Genomic DNA, 18,720 nt, shown 5'->3' with positions numbered 1-18,720 from the left:
AAACGGCAGACTTGCGAACAAAAAGTTAGCGTTTTCCAAATATTTATGTTTTTTTCACAAAGAAAAAAACTTTTGCTTTGCTTCTTTTAGTTACTAAAAGAGAACAAAAACAAAAGTTTTTGTGAAATTTCATTTGGTGTTTAGCTAATAAATAGCGAAAATCAAACGATCAATTCCTGTCCTACGACGATCAAGTCACTGCTTAATCCATTGGCAGCCATGATTTGATCCACCGTTGTACCAAAACGTGAAGCAATATCCCAAAGACTGTCGCCAGATGCTACGACATAACTTTGTCCCGTACTTTGTGTCGTTGTTGTCGTCGATGTGGATTGCGTTGTCGTTACAGAAGTCGTTGTGGCACCAGTACTTGGTGTATCAAAACGAGTTAGTTGATACGTTTCAATCAGCCAGTTTAATTTTTGTGCGTAACCTGGATCAGTGGCATAGCGTCCTGTCAGATAGCTGGTCGCATCGTAAAAAGAAGTCGTTTGACTTTTCCAGACCCCACTATAATGTGCTTTACCTGAAGTGAAGCTTGTACTTCTTAAAACGTTGGCGTGATCTTGAAAAGACTCCCAGTAGGAATTATATTGGCGGAATGGTTCATTCATTACGACCCATTGTCCATTGATATACTCATCTGTAGGCAAATAGACAGATTGCCCGTTATATGATCCTTTGACCCCAAAAAGATTGTAGTAAGGCGCATTGGATAATGTAGATGAGCCATAGCCACTTTCCAAAATGGCTTGCGCGATCATCACCGATGCATAAAGATCATTATTGGCCGCAACGTCTTGTGCTGACCAACCAATCTGTTCGATAAAACTAGCGATTCCTTGACTAGTGGTCTGATATTCACTTGCTTGGACCTGTTCGGGAAGTAGCGTGACCACCGCTGGTGACAATGCTAATCCAGCCCCAATAAAAGAAACCACTGCTCGTTTACTTGGTCGTGGCATCACTGCTTTTTGTTGGTGGATATGTCTTTCACTGCGGGTTTGATAATTTTTCATTCTTTTCCTCCATCGTCCCAATACTATTCAACAATATAGACATTATACGGAAAAAATTTTTTCTGTGCAACTTAAGCAACTCAATAGTTTTTTTAAAGTCTTTTCGCAAAAACATCTTGTTCTACCTAAAAACGAAAAGACTTTAAAAAAACAAGCGAAATCAGCTGCGATTTTGCTTGTTTCTTACGCTTATTTGATCGATTGGAAAGTGGCAACCACATTTTCGACTGTAAAGCCGAACTCTTCCAATACTTTGTTTCCTGGAGCAGAAGCGCCAAAATGATCAATGGCGATGACTTTGCCTTTGCAGCCTAGGTAACGATCCCAACCAAATGGGGAAGCTGCTTCGATGGCAACCCGTTTTTTCACGGCTTTCGGCAAGACACTCTCCTTGTACTCTTCTGACTGTGCTTCAAACAAATCAAAGCTTGGCAGTGATACGACAGACACATCCACTCCAGCTTCTGCGAGTTTGGCTTGCGCTTCTACCGCTAGATTCACTTCTGAACCAGTAGCGATCAAGATGCCTTCTGGTGTCTCACCGGTTTGTTTTGAAAGGACATAGCCACCTTTAGCCACGTTTTCTTCGACACCACTTAGCGTCCCTGCTAACACTGGCAGGTTTTGACGGCTCAACACTAAGACCGTTGGTTTATTCGTCGTTTGCAAGGCGATCTTCCAAGCTGCCCGAGTTTCGTTGCCATCTGCTGGTCGGATCACTTGCACGTTTGGCATGCAGCGTACACTCGCCAATTGTTCAATTGGTTCGTGGGTCGGTCCGTCTTCACCAACAGCCACAGAATCATGGGTCAGAACATAGATAACTGGCGCATGTTGGAGAGCCGACAAGCGAACTGCTGGACGCAAGTAATCAACAAAGACGAAGAATGTCCCGCCATACACGCGTGTACCGCCATGAAGTTGGATCCCGTTCATGGCTGCGGCCATCGCAAACTCCCGCACACCGAACCAAATGTTGCGGCCTTCATATTGACCAGGTTCAAAATCTTTTTCCGCTGCGACCATCGTATTATTGGATCCGGATAGATCGGCCGATCCTCCCCATAGGCTTGGGATAGCTTTTGAAAGAGCTTGGATCATTTCTTTACTGGAAACACGACTCGCTTGTGAGCTGCCTACTTCATAAGTTGGCAGTTCTGCATCCCAATCTGCTGGTAGTTCGCCAGCCACTGCTTGTTCGAACTGCGCAGCTAATTCTGGATAAGCCGCTTTGTAAGCAGCGAATTTCTCGTTCCACTCCGCTTCGGCTTTTTGGCCTTCATCGATCATCGTTTCTTTGAAACGAGCCGCTACTTCTTCTGGCACGGTGAATTCAGGATACTCCCAGCCATAGATTGCTTTAGCGGCTGAAATACCTTCCGCACCTAATGGAGCACCATGGACAGCAGAGGTTCCTTGATTTGGGGCACCGTAACCGATGACTGTTTTGATTTCGATCAATGTCGGTTTCTCTGTTTCAGCTTTAGCTGCTTCAATGGCTTGTGAGATTGCCTCTAAGTCATTGCCGTCTTTGACCAACAAATGTTGCCAACCGTAAGCTTCAAAACGGGCACCAACGTTTTCTGTGAATGCTTTTGAAGTAGGTCCATCTAATGAGATATCATTGGAATCATATAAAACGATCAATTTGTCCAGCTTCATATGACCAGCCATTGAAGCTGCCTCTTGAGACACACCTTCCATCAAGTCGCCGTCGCCACATAATGCATACGTATAGTGGTCGATCACATTGTATTCATCCCGGTTGTATGTCGCCGCTAGATGTTTTTCCGCCATCGCCATCCCGACGGCCATTGCGATTCCTTGTCCTAATGGACCAGTCGTTGCTTCCACACCATCCGTATGCCCAACTTCTGGGTGTCCTGGTGTGCGGCTGCCCCACTGACGGAAATTTTTCAAGTCTTCCGTGGTTACTTGATACCCTGAAACATGCAGTAAGCTGTAAAGCAAAGCAGAACCATGTCCAGCAGACAAGACGAACCGGTCGCGGTCGATCCAGTTTCTAGAAGTGGTCGGATTAACTTTCAAATGCTTGGTCCACAAGGCATACGCCATTGGCGCTGCCCCCATTGGCAGACCGGGATGACCTGAATTTGCTTTTTGTACGGCTTCGATACTCAATGTACGAAGGGTGTTGACACCTAATTGATCGATTTTATCAAACAATGGTAATTCCTCCTAATTTAGGTTTTTTTTACCTTTATTACATCTCATATTATACGGGATTTCTTTCAGGATTTCAATAGGAATGAAAAGGAATTCATCTTTATCTGCCATGCAATCCTTTTTTCTTTTGAATTTCTTTTAATTTGTCTGGAGTGACATCTTGTCCTTCAGGATCGACGATTTTCATTCCTTCAATGTGGTGTCGCATTCCTCCACGAAAAGCTTGTAAATATTCTTCGCGAAGCTTTTGCTGTTCGATCGTTTCATCAGCAGATAGACCTTGCACTTTTTTCTTTTTGGCTAGCTCATTAATGCGGGCTAATTTTTCTTTGGATAACATTTCGACACCTCCTTTTCACTACTTTATCTTATACAAAACCTGACAAAAAAACAATAGCAACAAAAAGCGAACATTTGTTTGAATTGTCGTTTCTCCTATGGTACACTAAGACTATCAAATGAAAGAAGGTGTCAGTTTTGGCAAAACGAACAGAAAATCGACAAATCGAGATTCTTAAGTTTATTCATACACGAGTCACTGAAAAAGGCTATCCGCCGACTGTTCGCGAAATTGGCGAAGCCGTTCAGCTATCCTCTACTTCTACCGTCCACGGACATTTATCCAGGCTTGAAAAAAAAGGCTTGATTTTACGCGACCCAACAAAACCAAGAGCGATTGAATTGACTTCCTCCGGATTAGAAAAAATCGATGTGCAGCCAAACTCGATCCCAATGCTAGGAGTCGTTACGGCTGGTGAACCGATCTTAGCTGTAGAAGACGCCTCCGATTTTTTCCCGATACCGCCTGATTTAGCAAATAGCACCGGCAGTTTGTTCATGTTGACGATTCGCGGTGAAAGTATGATCAACGCTGGAATCTTAGACGGTGATCAAGTCATCGTTCGCAAACAGCAAAGTGCTCAAAACGGGGACATTGTCATTGCAATGACGGATGAAGATGAAGCCACCTGTAAGAGATTTTTCAAAGAACAGGATCACATTCGTTTGCAACCGGAAAATGATTACCTAGAACCTATCATCTTGCCAGATGTAACGATTTTAGGCTTAGTCGTTGGTCTCTACCGTCACTTACTTTAATCGATTCCTTAAATCTTCGAACCTTCGAAGATTTTTTTTATTTCCTCTTTACAAACCGAACAAACATTCGTATAATAGTTTTACAAACATAAGTTCGCATTTTTATAAGGAGTGAAAATAATGAAAGCAGTTCGTCGATTTGGTTTTATTTTGTGGGTGTTGTTAACAGGGATCATTATTGGTTATTTTGGCGTACTCAGTGCAGTTCTGATTTTTTGCCCTTTGATGATGCTGTGGTTCATGCTATGGGATGAAAAGAAATTCCGCCAAGCAGAACGAAAGAGAAACCAAACTTATTACCACGACCATGATTTTTATCATTACGAACAGTAGGTCGATTATTTCGGTGTTGCTGCCAAACAAACAAAAAAAAGCCAGATCAAAATTGATCTGGCTTTTTTCGATTAATATTCCATCAATGTTTTAATTTCGTATCCAGTGATTTTGTCTCTGCCTTGCAAGTCCATCAACTCGATCAGAAAAGCACAGCCAACTACGATGCCGCCTAATTTTTCCACAAGTTCGATCGTTGCTTTAATCGTGCCGCCGGTTGCAAGTAAATCATCACAAATCAATACCCGTTGGCCAGGTTTAATCGCATCTTCGTGTAACGTCAAAATATCCACGCCATATTCTTTCTGGTATGTTGCTTCAATCGTTTTTCGAGGTAGCTTGCCTTTTTTACGTACTGGCGCAAAACCAACACCCAGTTGATACGCCACGGGACAACCAACAATAAACCCACGAGCTTCAGGTCCAACCACCATGTCGATCCCTTTTTCCTGAGCGTACTCGACGATTTGCTGTGTTGCATAACGATAAGCTTCTCCATCAGCCATCAATGGAGAGATGTCGCGAAAGACAATTCCTTCTTGCGGATAATCCGGAATGCTGGCAATATAGTCTTTTAAATTCATGTTTTTTCCTCCTAAGATATCAACCATTTGCGAATCGTTGATAAATCACTCATTAGTAAATCTTCTTCTGTTTTGATTTTTGCAAGTCGCTGTTGATACAACACACTCTCAGTAAGCGGCTTATTCTCTGGATCAGGGACTTTTTTCAAAACGCCATCTTTTATTGTAACAAATTTCAAATCAAAAAACACTTGAATCATAAAAATTAATAATTTTTCTGGAATCTGCAAGTAGTTAGCTACCATTGGCAGTTTATAGCGAATATCAATCCCATTCTGCTGATTGATCAGTTGAAACAAACGGCCGTATTGTTCCCTAGTCCCGACACCATCCAGATAAGCATCCTCTGTGGATACTAAAATCAAATAGATACGATTGACAGGTATTTCTTGAATGATTTTTCTCAAAAGCTCTTTCTCGCTAGGACAGTCTAGAAAAGCGAGTTGCGTATAATTTCCTGAACCAAAAAAAGCTGTCAAATCGTCTAACGTTTGATAAACATGAACGTTCGGACAAAATCGTTCTATCTCTGAAGGCAATTTATCCGAAAAAGCAATACCTAATGTTTGGGCATCAAGGATCAACCCTTGCCGATTTTTCTTTGAACGCAAGTCGAACAGCTGTATGCCGTTGACTTCAAAATCTTCCAACATCAGCTGTGGTTTCTTCTTGCCGTTCCATTCATTGACAGATAATTGCCCCACAACGGCCAATCCTTCACTCTCAAATTCTACTAGCTGTGATCCAAAACCAAAACCGATCACATCTAATTGACCATTTTCTCCATCTGTAAGACTGACTTTTAAATGCTGATTCTCTGTACCAATTTGTCGGCCATTATCAGCAGAAATATTCGTAATCAAAAACTTTGGGATTGGGTTGTCTGTACCAAAGGGAGCTAAAATTTTCAGCGACTCGATAAAATTTGTCGTAATTTCTGCTAAAGACAATTCTTCATCAATCGGTAACGGAATCCCGCTAGAAAGGTCGATCCGATTATCGACCACGTATTGATTCATACGTTCTTGGAGCATCGAAAGGTGATCAATGGGCACACTGAGCCCTACTGCCGCATGGTGTCCACCAAAGCTGGTAAACATTTCACGCATTCCAGAGAGCATGTCAAATAGATTTAATGCTGCAACACTGCGCCCAGAACCTTTAGCAATACCGTTGCTTTTTTTGGTTAAAACAAGGACCGGTCTGCCAGTCTGTTGCATCAATCGTCCAGCAACGATCCCTAAGACACCTTCATGCCAATCATCTCCCACAATTAAATGGACTTGATTTGAATCGGAAAGCATATTCTGAGCTTCTTTCAAAATCGTTTCCACATATTGCTTTCTTTGAAGATTGATCGTATCTAATTGATTGGCTAACAATTGGGCTTCTTCTGGATCAAATGTCGACATAAGTGTTACCGCAGGATTGGCATCTTCCAAGCGTCCAATCGCATTCAAACGAGGTCCGATGGCAAAACCAATATCCGTTTCATTGATTGCCCGTTTCTTCAGACCACTCACTTCGATCAGTGCCGAGAGCCCCGCACGTTCGGTTTGCTGGATCATTTTTAATCCGTTAGTGACCAGAATGCGATTCTCACCAGTGAGCGACACCATGTCGGCGATCGTACCAATTGCCACGAGATCTAATAATTCGACTGGCACTTCTTCTAATAACGCAGTAGCGACTTTGAATGCGACTCCGACACCCGCCAAATCTGAAAAAGGGTAATTTCCTAATGGATGGCGAGGATGAATGATGGCATACGCATCGGGTAATTCTGGTGGCAACTCATGGTGATCTGTAACGATAACATCTACCTGTGCTTCTTTGGCATAAGCCAATGCCTCATGACCAGATACACCATTATCAACAGTTATAATCAATTGCACACCAGCTGCGATTTTATCTTGATAAACGGAAAGATTGGGCCCGTAGCCATCGGTAAAGCGATTGGGCAGATAAAATTCAACATCCGCACCCAATAATTCCAGCGCTTCTTTTAAGACAGTCGTGCTCGTAATACCATCAGCATCGTAGTCTCCATAAATCAGAATACGCTCTTCATTCATGATCGCTGTCTGAATTCTATCGACGGCTTTTTCCATATCATAAAACAAAAATGGATCATGAAGTCCCTGCAAATCCGGTTCTAAAAAACTTTGCAAGTCTGCTGCTGTTCGAATATTCCGCTGCCATAATAATTGACCTATTAATGGTGACAAACCTCTTGCTTGGATCATTTCCTCGAAATTAGCTGATAATTCACTTTTTTGTGGTCTCAGCCAATGAAAGTTCGCGCGTTTCACACAATCACTCCTAACTTGGTAATTATAGCAAATATTTTGGAGAAAAGAAAAGCGTTGACCAAAAAAGCACTACCAGCTTCTATCCTATTTCTAGTACAATAAAAACGACATCCTTCGGTCGTTTATCGAAAGACCACCGAAGGATGTCGTTTTTATTTCGCTCATTTGTTGCAAAAGAGTGGTGAGCCAATCTTGCGCCTCACTTCAGAGATTTACCGTTCTGGTTGGAGTCCCAAAACCCTCTTTTGAAAAACAAGAGTGCAAGCTTACCATTACTCTGGAAACCTATCTTGACGATTTTCTATAATTGGTGGTTCACCAGGCACAACTGCCGCAGTTTTTGCTTCTGCTTCAGCAATTTGTTGTTCCCTCAAGGCGAGGTCTGCTTGCTTGTTTGCATATTCCCGTTCTAATACCTCACGCTGTTCTTGAAATTTTTCTTCATTATTTTGTTGAAAGTCAGCCAATTCTTTCCGTAATCTTTTTAATTCTTTCTTTTGTTGGAACATCGTACTAGTTGACACTAGTAAGATAATCAGTGCCCCCAACAAAGCCGCCCCAATGATAATCAAGATCAGAGGCGCTTTGATGCTAGTAAAGCCAAAATTGATTGGAACAGTCATATTATTGGCGACCGCAAAAAGGACGATCACTAAAACCAACAAAATACCTACGATTACTCGCCATTGATTTTTCATCAAAAACAACTCCTATTTTTTATTGAATAGACTTCCAGCCAAGTAGTCCCCAATAGCTGGGAATAGTGTGTAGAATTTTGCAGCTACTCCCATCACTTGTGGGCGATTGATCTCTCGTTTTGGATGAATCATCGCTTTAACGATGGTCTTTGCCAGTTTTGTTGGTTCAAGAACAAATGTCCCTAAAGAAGCTAAATAATTGCCACTAGGATCTGCTTGGTCAAAGAAGGCTGTTTCGATAGGCCCCGGATTGACAGTTGTCACATGAATGCCGAAAGGTTTCAACTCCAAACGCAACGCATTTGAAAAACCTAATACAGCAAATTTGGTTGCCGAATACACTGCAGTTTTTGGTGTAGCAATTTTCCCAGCCATCGATGCCACATTGATGATATGACCAGAGCGCTGATCGACCATTTCTAAAGCAATTTGCTGTGTTAAGACCATCATCCCTAATACGTTCACTTCAAACATATTGCGGATCGTTTCTGGTTTCATTTCTGTAAATTCTTGAAAAATACCAAAACCAGCATTGTTGACAAGAATGTCCACTTTTCCGACCTTTTCACGAATCGAAGCAATGACATTTTCGACACTTTCAGGGTCTGCAATATCCAATTGAAAGGCATAAGCTGGTTTGCCACTTAATGTCATACAATGTTCTTTGACTTTGTTGATCAACTGACTTCTACGGGCACAAATCACCACGATCGCACCGCGACGCGCTGCTTCATAACAGATTTGTTCCCCTAAGCCAGCAGATCCGCCAGTTACGACAATTACTTTATTTTCTAACAACATCTTGATCTCCTTTTTCTGCAAATGGGACATCGATGACATCGAAGTCTTTCACGATCACCGTATTAGGAAACACAGCTTTTGCTTCATTTGCCAGAATTGTAATATCTTTCCCAACATAGCGTGCACTAATGTGCGTCAAAAGCAATCGTTTTACCTGCGCTTGTTTGGCTACTTCAGCCGCCTGCACCGTTGTAGAATGAAAATAGGCGCGAGCCATTTTAGCTTCATCTTTATTGAAGGTACTTTCGTGAACCAGTACATCTGCATTTTCAGCCAGTAAGATCGAATTGGCACAAAGGCGAGTATCTCCTAAAATCGTGACGGTACGTCCCTTTTTCGCTTCACCTACATAGTCACTTCCGTTGATTTGTCGTCCATCTTCCAACGTGACGATTTCGCCTTTTTTCAGTCGACCAAAAACTGGACCCGGTTTGATTCCTAATGCAGTCAAAGCTTCTACCTGAAGCTCTCCTTGGTGACTCGCTTCTTCAACTCGATACCCAAAGCTTTCAATTCCGTGATCCAACCGACGGCAAGAAACGGTAAACTGTTTGTCCTTGAAGAGAATGCCTTCTTTTGTGATCTCATGAAAAACTAACGGGTAGCTCAATTTTGTTTGAGAAATTTTTAACACGGTCCGCACAAATTCTTCAATACCTATGGGCCCATAAATCTCTAACGGTGAAGCGCCCCCTTGAAAGGAGCGACTGCTGATCAATCCAGGCAATCCATAAATATGATCTCCATGTAAGTGAGTAATGAATATCTTTTCGATTTTCCGTGGGCGAATCGTAGAATGCAAAATCTGCATTTGTGTGCCTTCACCACAGTCAAACAACCAAACAGCATTGCGTTCATCAAGTAACCGCAGTGCTGTGCTTGTTACATTCCGATGTTTCGCTGGTACGCCTGCACCGGTACCTAAAAATTCTAATTCCATATACTTCTTTCCTTTCATCTTCCCCCAATTTTAGCGGAAACGAAGGTCAGATGCAATTTATAGTTTATTCCTGTTCTTCTTCAGATTGGGAATGAGACTTTTTCCAATCTTCTTGCGCTTGTGCTTTCGTTTTTTCTTCGACTTTTTTAGCCGTTTCAATTTCTGCTTCTACTTCATCATAGTCAAAGCGAGTAATTTCCCCACCTAATTGATTCATGATCAACTGATTTAGTGGACGATTGTCTTCCTCATCTGCAATCAACAATAAGCCAGTGTCGCCTACCCCAATTTGGGTGCTGACATGTTCAAACAGCAATTGTGCATTTTGGATTTCTTTGGCGTCTCGTGTCGCACCAATCATACTACCGCCGAACCAGCCTAACATGATTCCTAATGGTCCTCCCAGAATTCCTACTAGCATCCCAATCATTCCACCAGTCGATGCTTTGTTATTACCGGTAAAGTCTAGAAAATCTTCGATCTTGAACTGGTGCGCACCGGATTCTGTATGAGTGATCACAGCCATTTGTTCTCCTTTGATTTTTCGTTCCATATGCATGCGTTTTACTTCAGAAAATGCTTGGAATGCTTCCGAGTTTGCGTTGAAATTCATTACAATCACACGTTTTGCCATAATTTTCGCTCCCTTTCTTTTCTTTATTTTACCAGTATCTTGTCTATTTGAAAAAGAAAACAAATAAAAAAACGAAGTCATCTCATAACTCCGCTTTTTTATAAAGATTCCCTAGTTGTATCAAGAGTTGTTCCTATTGATAGGATTAGGCGCTAACGCTTTAACTGTATCTAAAGCAGCAACTAAGCTTACTCAACTAATCTTATTCAACAAATTCAAACTCAAAATTACCGATGCGCACGATATCGCCATCTTTGGCTCCTCGCGCACGTAACGCTTCGTCTACTCCTAACCCGCGTAATTGACGGGCAAAACGCATGACTGTTTCATCATGATCAAAGTTAGTCATTTGGAAGAGTTTCTCAATCTTTTCACCACTCAAGATCCAAGTAGCATCTGGATCACGATCAATGGTAAATTCTGGTTCATCCGAATGGAACCCATATTGAACAACTTCTTCTTCGATTTCCTCATCATACAATAAGAATTCTGGTGTGACTTCTAATAAGTCTGCAGTTGCACTCAGTAAAGCATCAATTCCCTTACGAGTGACACCTGAAATTGGGAAAATCGGCAAAGGATCTGCGAATTCATCGGTTTGTTCTTTTGCTAATTGCTCTTTGAATTTCACCAGATTTTCTTCTGATTCTGGCATATCCATTTTATTCGCTACGATAATTTGCGGACGTTCAAGCAAGCGTAAGTTATGGGTTGCTAATTCTTGATTGATTGCTTGATAGTCTTCATACGGATCGCGCCCTTCCATCCCACTCATATCGATCACGTGCAAAATCACTCGTGTCCGTTCAATGTGTCGTAAAAACTGTGTACCTAATCCAACACCTTGCGATGCCCCTTCAATCAATCCAGGAAGATCGGCCACAGCAAAACTACGACCATCTGAAGTCGTTACCATCCCTAGATTAGGGACTAGCGTTGTAAAGTGATAGGCACCAATCTTCGGTCTTGCAGAAGAAATGACAGAAAGTAATGTAGATTTTCCTACGGATGGGAAACCAACCAAGCCGACATCAGCTAGTACTTTCAATTCCAATTCAATTTTTCTTTCTTGGCCAGGTTCGCCATTTTCAGCTAGTTCTGGCGCTGGATTCTTTGGCGAAGCAAAACGGATATTGCCGCGACCGCCACGGCCGCCTTTGGCAATCGTCAACGTCTGTCCTTGCTCCAACAGATCTCCTAGCAAAGCACCTGTGTCTGCATCGCGGACAGTGGTTCCTTGGGGAACTTTGATATACGTATCTTCTGCTCCGCGGCCATGCATCCCTTTACTCATTCCGTTTTCACCTGGTTGTGCTTTAAAATGACGATTGAAACGGAAATCCATTAACGTACGCAAGCCTTCGTCGACAACTAAAATCACATCACCACCGCGGCCGCCATCCCCACCGGCTGGTCCGCCATCGGGAACGTATTTTTCTCTTCTAAATGCAACCATCCCGTCTCCGCCTTTACCAGCTTTGACATCGATTGTTACCTGATCTAAAAACATGGACATGTTATGTGCCCTCCATTCTCTCTTCTTACCTTCTAATAAACCAATTTGAATACAATTCATGCCATTTGCAGGCCAAAGTTCACCTTTAAGAAAGTCTATTTAATTGTAACGACCGCAAGGCCATTTGTCTATCTTTTCTGCCTCTTTTCCCAAAGAACTAGATAAAAATTTAAGGGTTTTTCTTTGACAGAATCCTGGTTTCGTAGCAGAATTTTAATTGTAAGATCAAAAAAGAGGAGGAACAATAGATTATGACAGTAAAAGTGGGAATAAATGGATTCGGACGTATCGGTCGCTTGGCCTTCCGTCGAATCAAAGAAGTATCAGATGATATCGAAGTCGTGGCGATCAATGATTTGACGAGCCCCGTCATGCTAGCCCAGTTACTCCAGTTTGATTCAACTCATGGTACCTATCCAGGCACAGTCACTGCCACAGATGATGCGATCGTCGTTGATGGAGAAGAAACAAAAGTCTACGCAGAACCTGATGCCAGCAAAATTCCTTGGGTGAAAGAAAATGGCGTGGATATCGTTTTAGAATGTACAGGCTTTTATACATCTGAAGAAAAAGCACAAGCACACTTAGATGCCGGTGTAAAACGTGTCGTTATCTCTGCACCAGCAGGAAAAATGAAAACGATCGTTTACAATGTCAATAGTGATACACTTACTGCAGAGGACAAAATCATTTCAGCTGGTTCTTGTACAACCAATTGTTTAGCTCCAATGGCTTATTTCCTAAATGAAGAATTTGGGATCGAAGTAGGAACTATGACGACTGTCCATGCCTACACTTCTACTCAAATGCTTTTGGATGGCCCGGTACGGGGAGGCAACCTGCGAGCTGCGCGTTCAGCCGCTGATAATACGATCCCTCATTCAACAGGAGCAGCGAAAGCGATTGGTTTGGTCATTCCAGAACTAAATGGCAAACTTCAAGGACACGCACAACGGGTACCTGTTGTCGATGGATCTTTAACAGAATTGGTATCGATTCTGAAACAAAAAGTAACCGCAGAAGAAGTCAATGAAGCCATCAAGAAACACACGATCGACAATCCTTCTTTTGGCTACGATGACCGTGAAATCGTCTCTGGCGATGTTATCGGTACGACGCAAGGATCAATCTTTGACCCGACACAAACAGAAGTAACTACTGCAGGAGACTTCCAATTGGTCAAAACTGTTGCATGGTATGACAATGAATATGGTTTTACTTGCCAAATGATTCGTTTGTTAGAAAAATTTGCTAATTTATAAGCTACTCATTACAAAAAGAGCGAAGATCTACGGATCTTCGCTCTTTTTTTGCTATTCTGGCAAGTGATCATACTTTTCAAGGAATGCCGCAATTTTTTCCTGGTAACGTTTTGGATCTTTCGTGTAGCTTTGGGCATGTTCCGCCCCTTTGACTACCCATTTTTCTTTTGGCGCATCTGTAGCAGCATAAACCTCTGCCAACATTGAATAAGGAACGAAAGTATCCGAATCACCATGGATGAAGAACATTGGACGAGTGTTCTTGTGCAGCTGTTTCACGGCATCTGCTTCGCCAAAGAAGTAACCAGCTCTTAGCTTGGTAACCAGACTAGTGACATTAATCAAAGGAAATGCTGGCAAACCAAATAATTGATCCAACTGATAGCTCAATTCCTCATTTACAGAAGCATAACCGCAGTCCTCAATGATCGCTGTTACGTTGGCAGGCAACTTTTCGCCACTGGTCATCATCACGGTAGCAGCTCCCATACTTACACCGTATAAAACAATGGATTCTTCCTTGCCGCTTTCTTTTAAGATTTGATCGATCCATTGGACATAATCTTTCCGTTCTGGCCAACCAAAGCCAATATAATCGCCTTGGCTTTCTCCATGACCGCGGGCATCAGGAACCAATACGTTATATCCTAGATCATGGAACATCTTCGCATAAACTCCCATCGTCTCTGCGTTTCCCATATAACCATGGGCGACAATCACTGTTTTGTGCTGTGATTTTTGGGCAGGCAAGTAAATTCCGGACAACATCAATCCATCTGAGGATTCAAGTTGCCACATTTGACGATTTTCCGGAGCGGTAAACCACTCCTCCGCTTCAGGATTCGCATTGCTTTTGTCCGTTCCAGAGGTATCACCTTTTAAAAAATCTTTTTCTGATGGGACAACTGCGTAATTATAAAAATAATTTCCGGCATAGCCCAAGCCTACTATCAAAAGCACCCCTACTAAAATGGCGATCTTCCAGCGTAGTTTCATTTTGTTCCTCCTCGACAACTAGTTTACATAATATAATTATTGGTTGTTTATTTCAAGAAACGCGCTTGAATCTGCTCCTTATTCAGGCGATATTTGAAATAAAGATGAAATCCGCCCGCCAACATCAACGTGATCCCATACACCCACATCTGATGCCAAAAATAAAATGTATTGATGACCGCAAAGACCCCTAAAACGGCAAAAAAACAGCCATATAAGCGCCAAAGAAAGCCATCAGTTCCTAATTTGGTAAAATATGTCTCCCATTCTTCACTGGTCATGTGTTGTCGTTTCCGCTTTTGCTGGAAAATAGCAATCAGTAAGAAAATCGACAAAAAACCAGCCAGACGAATGGTAACGATAAATAACAATAACGTTTTAATAATAAAAAACACCGTTCTGGTTGCTCCCTCCTAAAAAACATTCTAGTACAAAATACCCCTTTTACTTTTGATTTGTCAATAGGACCAAAACGAAAAACAGTCAAACTAACACTTCAACAAGCGCTACCAAGTGCTGCTATGTAAAGAGCAGAGAAGTAAAGAGTAAAGAAATTTTTGCTAGCAGGCGGCTCCTTTCAACAGTCCTCACCTTCTTACCATCAATCTCATCCACATGTAGAAACGCGCCTTTTTTCCCCACACTGCACGGACGAAAGCTATTAAACAAAAAGAACCGCTCAAAAAGAGCAGTTCTTTAGAAAAACAAAGCGTCTTATTCGTCTTTGCTGTCTTTTAGTTTAAAGCTTGACCATGGTTTCAAGAAATCCAGTAGAAACAGTTCATCTGCAGCAATTTTTCCTACGACATTGACACGGCCATCATTCTTCATTTCTTTCAATGCGATCTGAGTTTCACCTTTGTATTGCCCATAACCGACGTTATCGATCAAAATATCACCGCGAGTCATATCATGGGTATCATGTGCTGGGAATGGCTTATCTTTGTAGTAAATTCGAGTCATCGTCGACCGCAAAATATATTCTGAGCGATCCCCGCGATAACCATGAAGATTATCAAACAAACAGATGCGTTCATCTTCCGTGATTCCTTCAGCAACATCTACTTTTAAGGTAGGATAGTCCGCATTGAAGGCTTCTGCCATTGCAGCTAACTCTTTTTCTGATGCATAGGCATTTCCCACTGAAATATCATCGATTAATCCTGTCAAAACCAAATGTTTGACTTGAGTAGCGATTGGCAGATCACGATGATCTTCCAACGAACAAAGCCCATCTTGTGTTGGCCAAGGACCAAATGTTGCCTCGTGAGAATTCACAAAAGCCATTGTGTTCAAGTTGTAACGACGGAATTTTTCTGAGCAATACACAAAATGGTCATAACCCAAACCTGAATATCGATGAGGGTAAAAATTGTGAGAGCCTAATAAATTATTCGTATTTGGCGAATAACTCATGATATTGTCTACGTAGTTTGTCCCACTGCTCATATTGATCTCAATTTTGATGCCATAAGGATTACGCGTCATACGCGCTTCTTCGGCACCGGTAAAACCGATATCCAAACGGACACCATAAGCACCCATTTCATCAAAGAATGAAAGATCATCATACGAGATCTCTAATTGATCAAAGAGACCAGGATTGATGTCCACCATGACTTCCATTCCTAATTGATTGGCATAATCCACTACCTGCTTGAAATCTGCCAATACTTTTTCTTTATCATCTTCAATTTGCAGCAAACTTGTAAACACACGCTTAAAGCCGTATTTGTGTGCTAAATCAAGATAAGCCTTGTCTTTCTCAAACGTTGATCGTTCTGGATAAACTGAAATACCTAATTTTCCCATCCGTCAAACCTCCTAAAAATTCTATCCGTTTTTTGTTCATGAATCCTCTTTCATTATAGCAAACAACCGATAAGTGGTCTACACCTCTCCTATTGGTTTTAATAGATACCTGCTTTTCACTCCAGCTAAATTTTGATATGATAAAGACAGTCTAGTAATGAAAGGATCTTACTCAAATGAAAAAAATGATACTAACGTTGGCGGCAGCAACTAGCCTCTTTCTATTAACTGCCTGCAATGATACAACAACTACTTCTAGTTCTTCGGATAAAACAACCACATCAGAATCAGTAGACTTAAATTCTCTGGAACTGCCGCAGTTGTCTACTGAAGTAAAAGAAAATGAAGATCTTGTTGCACTTGAGACCACAGAAGGCACGATCAAAATCAAATTATTCCCAGAAATTGCACCAAAAGCTGTCGAAAACTTTATGACTCATGCCAAAAATGGCTACTACGATGGCTTGACTTTCCATCGAATCGTCGAAGATTTTATGATCCAAGGCGGCGACCCTAACGGTGACGGAACTGGTGGAGAAAGCATTTGGGGCAAAGGGTTTGGCGAGGAAATATCCAAACAGCTTTACCATATCCGCGGCGCGTTATCGATGGCAAAATCCAGCGCTCCCAACAGCCAAGGAAGTCAATTCTTTATTGTTCAAAACCATGATGATGTCTCTGATGGACGAGCAATCCAATTTTATCCTCAAAAAATCATTGACGCCTACAAAGATGGTGGTGCTCCGACACTAGATGGTAAGTACACAGTCTTTGGTCAGGTCATTGAAGGAATGGAGGTCGTAGACAAAATTGCCAAAGCCGAAACGACCGGTGAGGCGAATAGCAACGGAGAAGACTCTACGCCAAAAGATCCTGTCAAAATCAAATCCATCAAGATTTTACAAGAAGCTAAGTAAGCAAAAAAGACCAATGCCTTTGAAAATTTCCCTTAAAGGCACTGGTCTTTATTTTATTTTTGTTCTCCAACAATAAAGGTAAATTCACACTCCGCTGCTTTTTTTCCTTCCACAGTTGCCACAGCATTGGCTGTCCCTACAGAACCTTTGATTTTTGTAATCTCAAAAACAAGTTTCAAGGTATCGCCGGGAACAACTTTTTGACGGAATTTTGCTTTGTTGATCCCGCCAATATAAGCAGTTCTTCCCTGAAATTCATCCGATTTCAAAATCAAGATCGAACCTGCTTGTGCCAATGTTTCTAAAATCAACGCTCCTGGCATCACTGGATTTCCTGGAAAATGTCCTTGGAAAAAATCTTCATTGATCGTCACATTTTTCGTGGCAATGATCTTCTTCCCTGACTCAATCTCATCAACGTAATCGATATAAATGATCGGATAGCGATTTGGAATCAAGTCCATGACTTCTGTTTCTGTCAATAGTTTTTTCATGGGGTTCCCTTCCTTGCTTAAAAAAATATTATAGTTTGATTATCAAAGTATCATAGTTCTTATTTTTTCGCAACTAAATATTTATTAAGAAAAAAATAGTTTGACAATCAAACAATTATGAATAATAATTAGAAATCATGATAGTGGGACCCACTATCGATCGTCATTATTGATTATTATGCAAACTATTAAGGAGTGGAATTATGAGTTTCTTAACTGGAAAAAAAGTTGTCGTGATGGGCGTAGCCAACAAACGCAGTATCGCTTGGGGCTGTGCGCAAGCGCTAAAAGAACAAGGCGCTGAAGTCATCTATACGTATCAAAACGAACGCATGAAAAAACCTCTTGAACGGCTACTAGAGGAAAATGAGTATACGGTTGAATGTGATGTTGCAAATGATGAGAGTATCGCGAAAGCTTTTGAAACCATCAAAGACTATGCAGGCGAAATCCATGGCGTCGTCCATGCTGTCGCTTACGCCAACAAGGATGATCTTTCAGGTGATATTTTAAATATATCAAGAGATGGCTATGCACTAGCACAAGATATCAGCAGCTATTCATTGATCGCTGTTACTAAATATGCCAAACCCCTCTTGGCAGAAAATGCCGGAATCGTTACCTTAACCTATTTAGGTTCAGAACGTGCTGTACCCAACTATAACATGATGGGGATTGCTAAGGCTGCTCTCGAATCAAGCGTTCGCTATTTAGCTGCAGAATTATCCCCGCAAAAAATCCGGGTCAACGCCATCTCTGCAGGAGCAATCAAAACACTGGCTGTGACAGGTGTAAAAGATTATCAAAAGCTGATCCAATTATCTGAAGATCGCACTCCTGATCATGTTGGTGTGACCATCGAAGAAGTCGGCAACACATGTGCCTTTCTGATTAGTCCATTGTCTAGCGGTATCATCGGAGAAGTGATTTTTGTCGATAAAGGTGTTCACTTATCGTAATTCTATGATCACATGTACTCGTGCTCGTCTCTTGACTGGTCTATGCCAAGAGACGAGTTTTTGCTGTTTCTTTGCTAACTAATGATATCCCCTTATTTGTTCATCTTTTTACAAAAATTTAACAAGTGAATTTTGCATTTCTGTTTCTTCTCCTATAA

19 protein-coding genes are annotated in these 18,720 nt (G+C 41.7%); 5 read left to right on the top strand and 14 right to left on the bottom strand.

The genetic code is table 11. From position 1 onward, the window contains the following. Positions 1-161: 161 nt before the first annotated feature. The 3 genes from EGX73_RS12915 to EGX73_RS12905 all read right to left on the bottom strand — a co-directional run bounded on the left by EGX73_RS12915 (position 162) and on the right by EGX73_RS12905 (position 3,546). Positions 162-1,019 (bottom strand): glucosaminidase domain-containing protein, encoded by an 858-nt coding sequence (locus tag EGX73_RS12915; protein ID WP_123866991.1) that lies wholly within the window; start codon positions 1,017-1,019, stop codon positions 162-164. A gap of 189 nt (positions 1,020-1,208) precedes the next feature. After that, positions 1,209-3,206: a transketolase gene (tkt, locus tag EGX73_RS12910; protein WP_003126650.1), complete on the bottom strand. Its 1,998-nt coding sequence runs from the start codon at positions 3,204-3,206 to the stop codon at positions 1,209-1,211. A gap of 100 nt (positions 3,207-3,306) precedes the next feature. After that, entirely contained in the window at positions 3,307-3,546 is a 240-nt protein-coding gene (locus EGX73_RS12905) for a DUF896 family protein (RefSeq protein ID WP_003126651.1), read from the bottom strand. Between the two features lie 128 nt (positions 3,547-3,674). Here EGX73_RS12905 and lexA point away from each other — a divergent pair, with 128 nt between their 5' ends. Together lexA and EGX73_RS12895 are read left to right on the top strand one after the other, a co-directional pair. Further along, positions 3,675-4,304: a transcriptional repressor LexA gene (lexA, locus tag EGX73_RS12900; protein ID WP_086269194.1), complete on the top strand. Its 630-nt coding sequence runs from the start codon at positions 3,675-3,677 to the stop codon at positions 4,302-4,304. A 120-nt stretch (positions 4,305-4,424) separates the two neighbouring features. Continuing rightward, complete coding sequence (locus EGX73_RS12895; protein WP_003126653.1) at positions 4,425-4,637, top strand: hypothetical protein; 213 nt, start codon at positions 4,425-4,427, stop codon at positions 4,635-4,637. 71 nt (positions 4,638-4,708) lie between these two features. Here the strand turns inward: EGX73_RS12895 and EGX73_RS12890 are convergent, their stop codons facing one another. The 7 genes from EGX73_RS12890 to obgE form a co-directional block, all read right to left on the bottom strand. Beyond that, positions 4,709-5,221 (bottom strand): adenine phosphoribosyltransferase, encoded by a 513-nt coding sequence (locus EGX73_RS12890; protein ID WP_003126654.1) that lies wholly within the window; start codon positions 5,219-5,221, stop codon positions 4,709-4,711. 11 nt (positions 5,222-5,232) lie between these two features. Beyond that, a complete protein-coding gene (gene recJ / locus EGX73_RS12885) occupies positions 5,233-7,533 on the bottom strand; it encodes a single-stranded-DNA-specific exonuclease RecJ (RefSeq protein ID WP_005473216.1) in 2,301 nt (766 codons plus the stop codon). 272 nt (positions 7,534-7,805) lie between these two features. Further along, positions 7,806-8,231, bottom strand: a complete 426-nt coding sequence (locus EGX73_RS12880) for a lipopolysaccharide assembly LapA domain-containing protein (protein WP_123866990.1) — start codon at positions 8,229-8,231, stop codon at positions 7,806-7,808. 12 nt (positions 8,232-8,243) lie between these two features. Beyond that, positions 8,244-9,032 carry an SDR family oxidoreductase gene (locus tag EGX73_RS12875; protein WP_003126657.1) on the bottom strand — a complete coding sequence of 263 codons (789 nt, stop codon included), beginning with the start codon at positions 9,030-9,032 and terminating at the stop codon, positions 8,244-8,246. Further along, positions 9,016-9,972, bottom strand: a complete 957-nt coding sequence (gene rnz, locus EGX73_RS12870; protein WP_005473219.1) for a ribonuclease Z — start codon at positions 9,970-9,972, stop codon at positions 9,016-9,018. Before rnz ends, EGX73_RS12875 begins: the two co-directional genes overlap by 17 nt. Positions 9,973-10,036: 64 nt before the next feature. Further along, positions 10,037-10,606: a DUF456 domain-containing protein gene (locus EGX73_RS12865; protein ID WP_003126659.1), complete on the bottom strand. Its 570-nt coding sequence runs from the start codon at positions 10,604-10,606 to the stop codon at positions 10,037-10,039. 202 nt (positions 10,607-10,808) lie between these two features. Beyond that, on the bottom strand, positions 10,809-12,122 hold the full coding sequence (obgE, locus tag EGX73_RS12860; RefSeq protein WP_003126661.1) for a GTPase ObgE: 1,314 nt from the start codon (positions 12,120-12,122) through the stop codon (positions 10,809-10,811). Positions 12,123-12,373: 251 nt separating this feature from the next. Here obgE and gap point away from each other — a divergent pair, with 251 nt between their 5' ends. After that, entirely contained in the window at positions 12,374-13,384 is a 1,011-nt protein-coding gene (gap, locus tag EGX73_RS12855) for a type I glyceraldehyde-3-phosphate dehydrogenase (RefSeq protein WP_003126662.1), read from the top strand. Between the two features lie 51 nt (positions 13,385-13,435). Here gap and EGX73_RS12850 read toward each other — a convergent pair whose 3' ends face one another. From EGX73_RS12850 to EGX73_RS12840, 3 genes are all read right to left on the bottom strand, one after another. Next, positions 13,436-14,380 carry an alpha/beta hydrolase gene (locus EGX73_RS12850; RefSeq protein ID WP_081132051.1) on the bottom strand — a complete coding sequence of 315 codons (945 nt, stop codon included), beginning with the start codon at positions 14,378-14,380 and terminating at the stop codon, positions 13,436-13,438. A 47-nt stretch (positions 14,381-14,427) separates the two neighbouring features. Then, positions 14,428-14,775 (bottom strand): hypothetical protein, encoded by a 348-nt coding sequence (locus EGX73_RS12845; RefSeq protein WP_003126664.1) that lies wholly within the window; start codon positions 14,773-14,775, stop codon positions 14,428-14,430. A 319-nt stretch (positions 14,776-15,094) separates the two neighbouring features. Further along, positions 15,095-16,192, bottom strand: coding sequence for a DUF871 domain-containing protein (locus tag EGX73_RS12840; protein WP_029486837.1), 1,098 nt, complete (start codon positions 16,190-16,192; stop codon positions 15,095-15,097). A gap of 176 nt (positions 16,193-16,368) precedes the next feature. Between EGX73_RS12840 and EGX73_RS12835 the strand changes: the two genes are divergently transcribed. Next, a complete protein-coding gene (locus tag EGX73_RS12835) occupies positions 16,369-17,109 on the top strand; it encodes a peptidylprolyl isomerase (RefSeq protein WP_003126666.1) in 741 nt (246 codons plus the stop codon). A 53-nt stretch (positions 17,110-17,162) separates the two neighbouring features. Here the strand turns inward: EGX73_RS12835 and fabZ are convergent, their stop codons facing one another. Then, positions 17,163-17,603 (bottom strand): 3-hydroxyacyl-ACP dehydratase FabZ, encoded by a 441-nt coding sequence (gene fabZ / locus EGX73_RS12830; RefSeq protein WP_003126667.1) that lies wholly within the window; start codon positions 17,601-17,603, stop codon positions 17,163-17,165. Positions 17,604-17,806: 203 nt separating this feature from the next. Here fabZ and fabI point away from each other — a divergent pair, with 203 nt between their 5' ends. Continuing rightward, positions 17,807-18,562: an enoyl-ACP reductase FabI gene (fabI, locus tag EGX73_RS12825; protein ID WP_003126668.1), complete on the top strand. Its 756-nt coding sequence runs from the start codon at positions 17,807-17,809 to the stop codon at positions 18,560-18,562. Positions 18,563-18,720 lie beyond the last annotated feature (158 nt).

It is taken from the genome of Enterococcus sp. FDAARGOS_553 (assembly GCF_003812305.1).
Taxonomy (GTDB): domain Bacteria; phylum Bacillota; class Bacilli; order Lactobacillales; family Enterococcaceae; genus Enterococcus_D; species Enterococcus_D gallinarum.
This window is presented reverse-complemented; position numbering and strand designations above follow the sequence as displayed.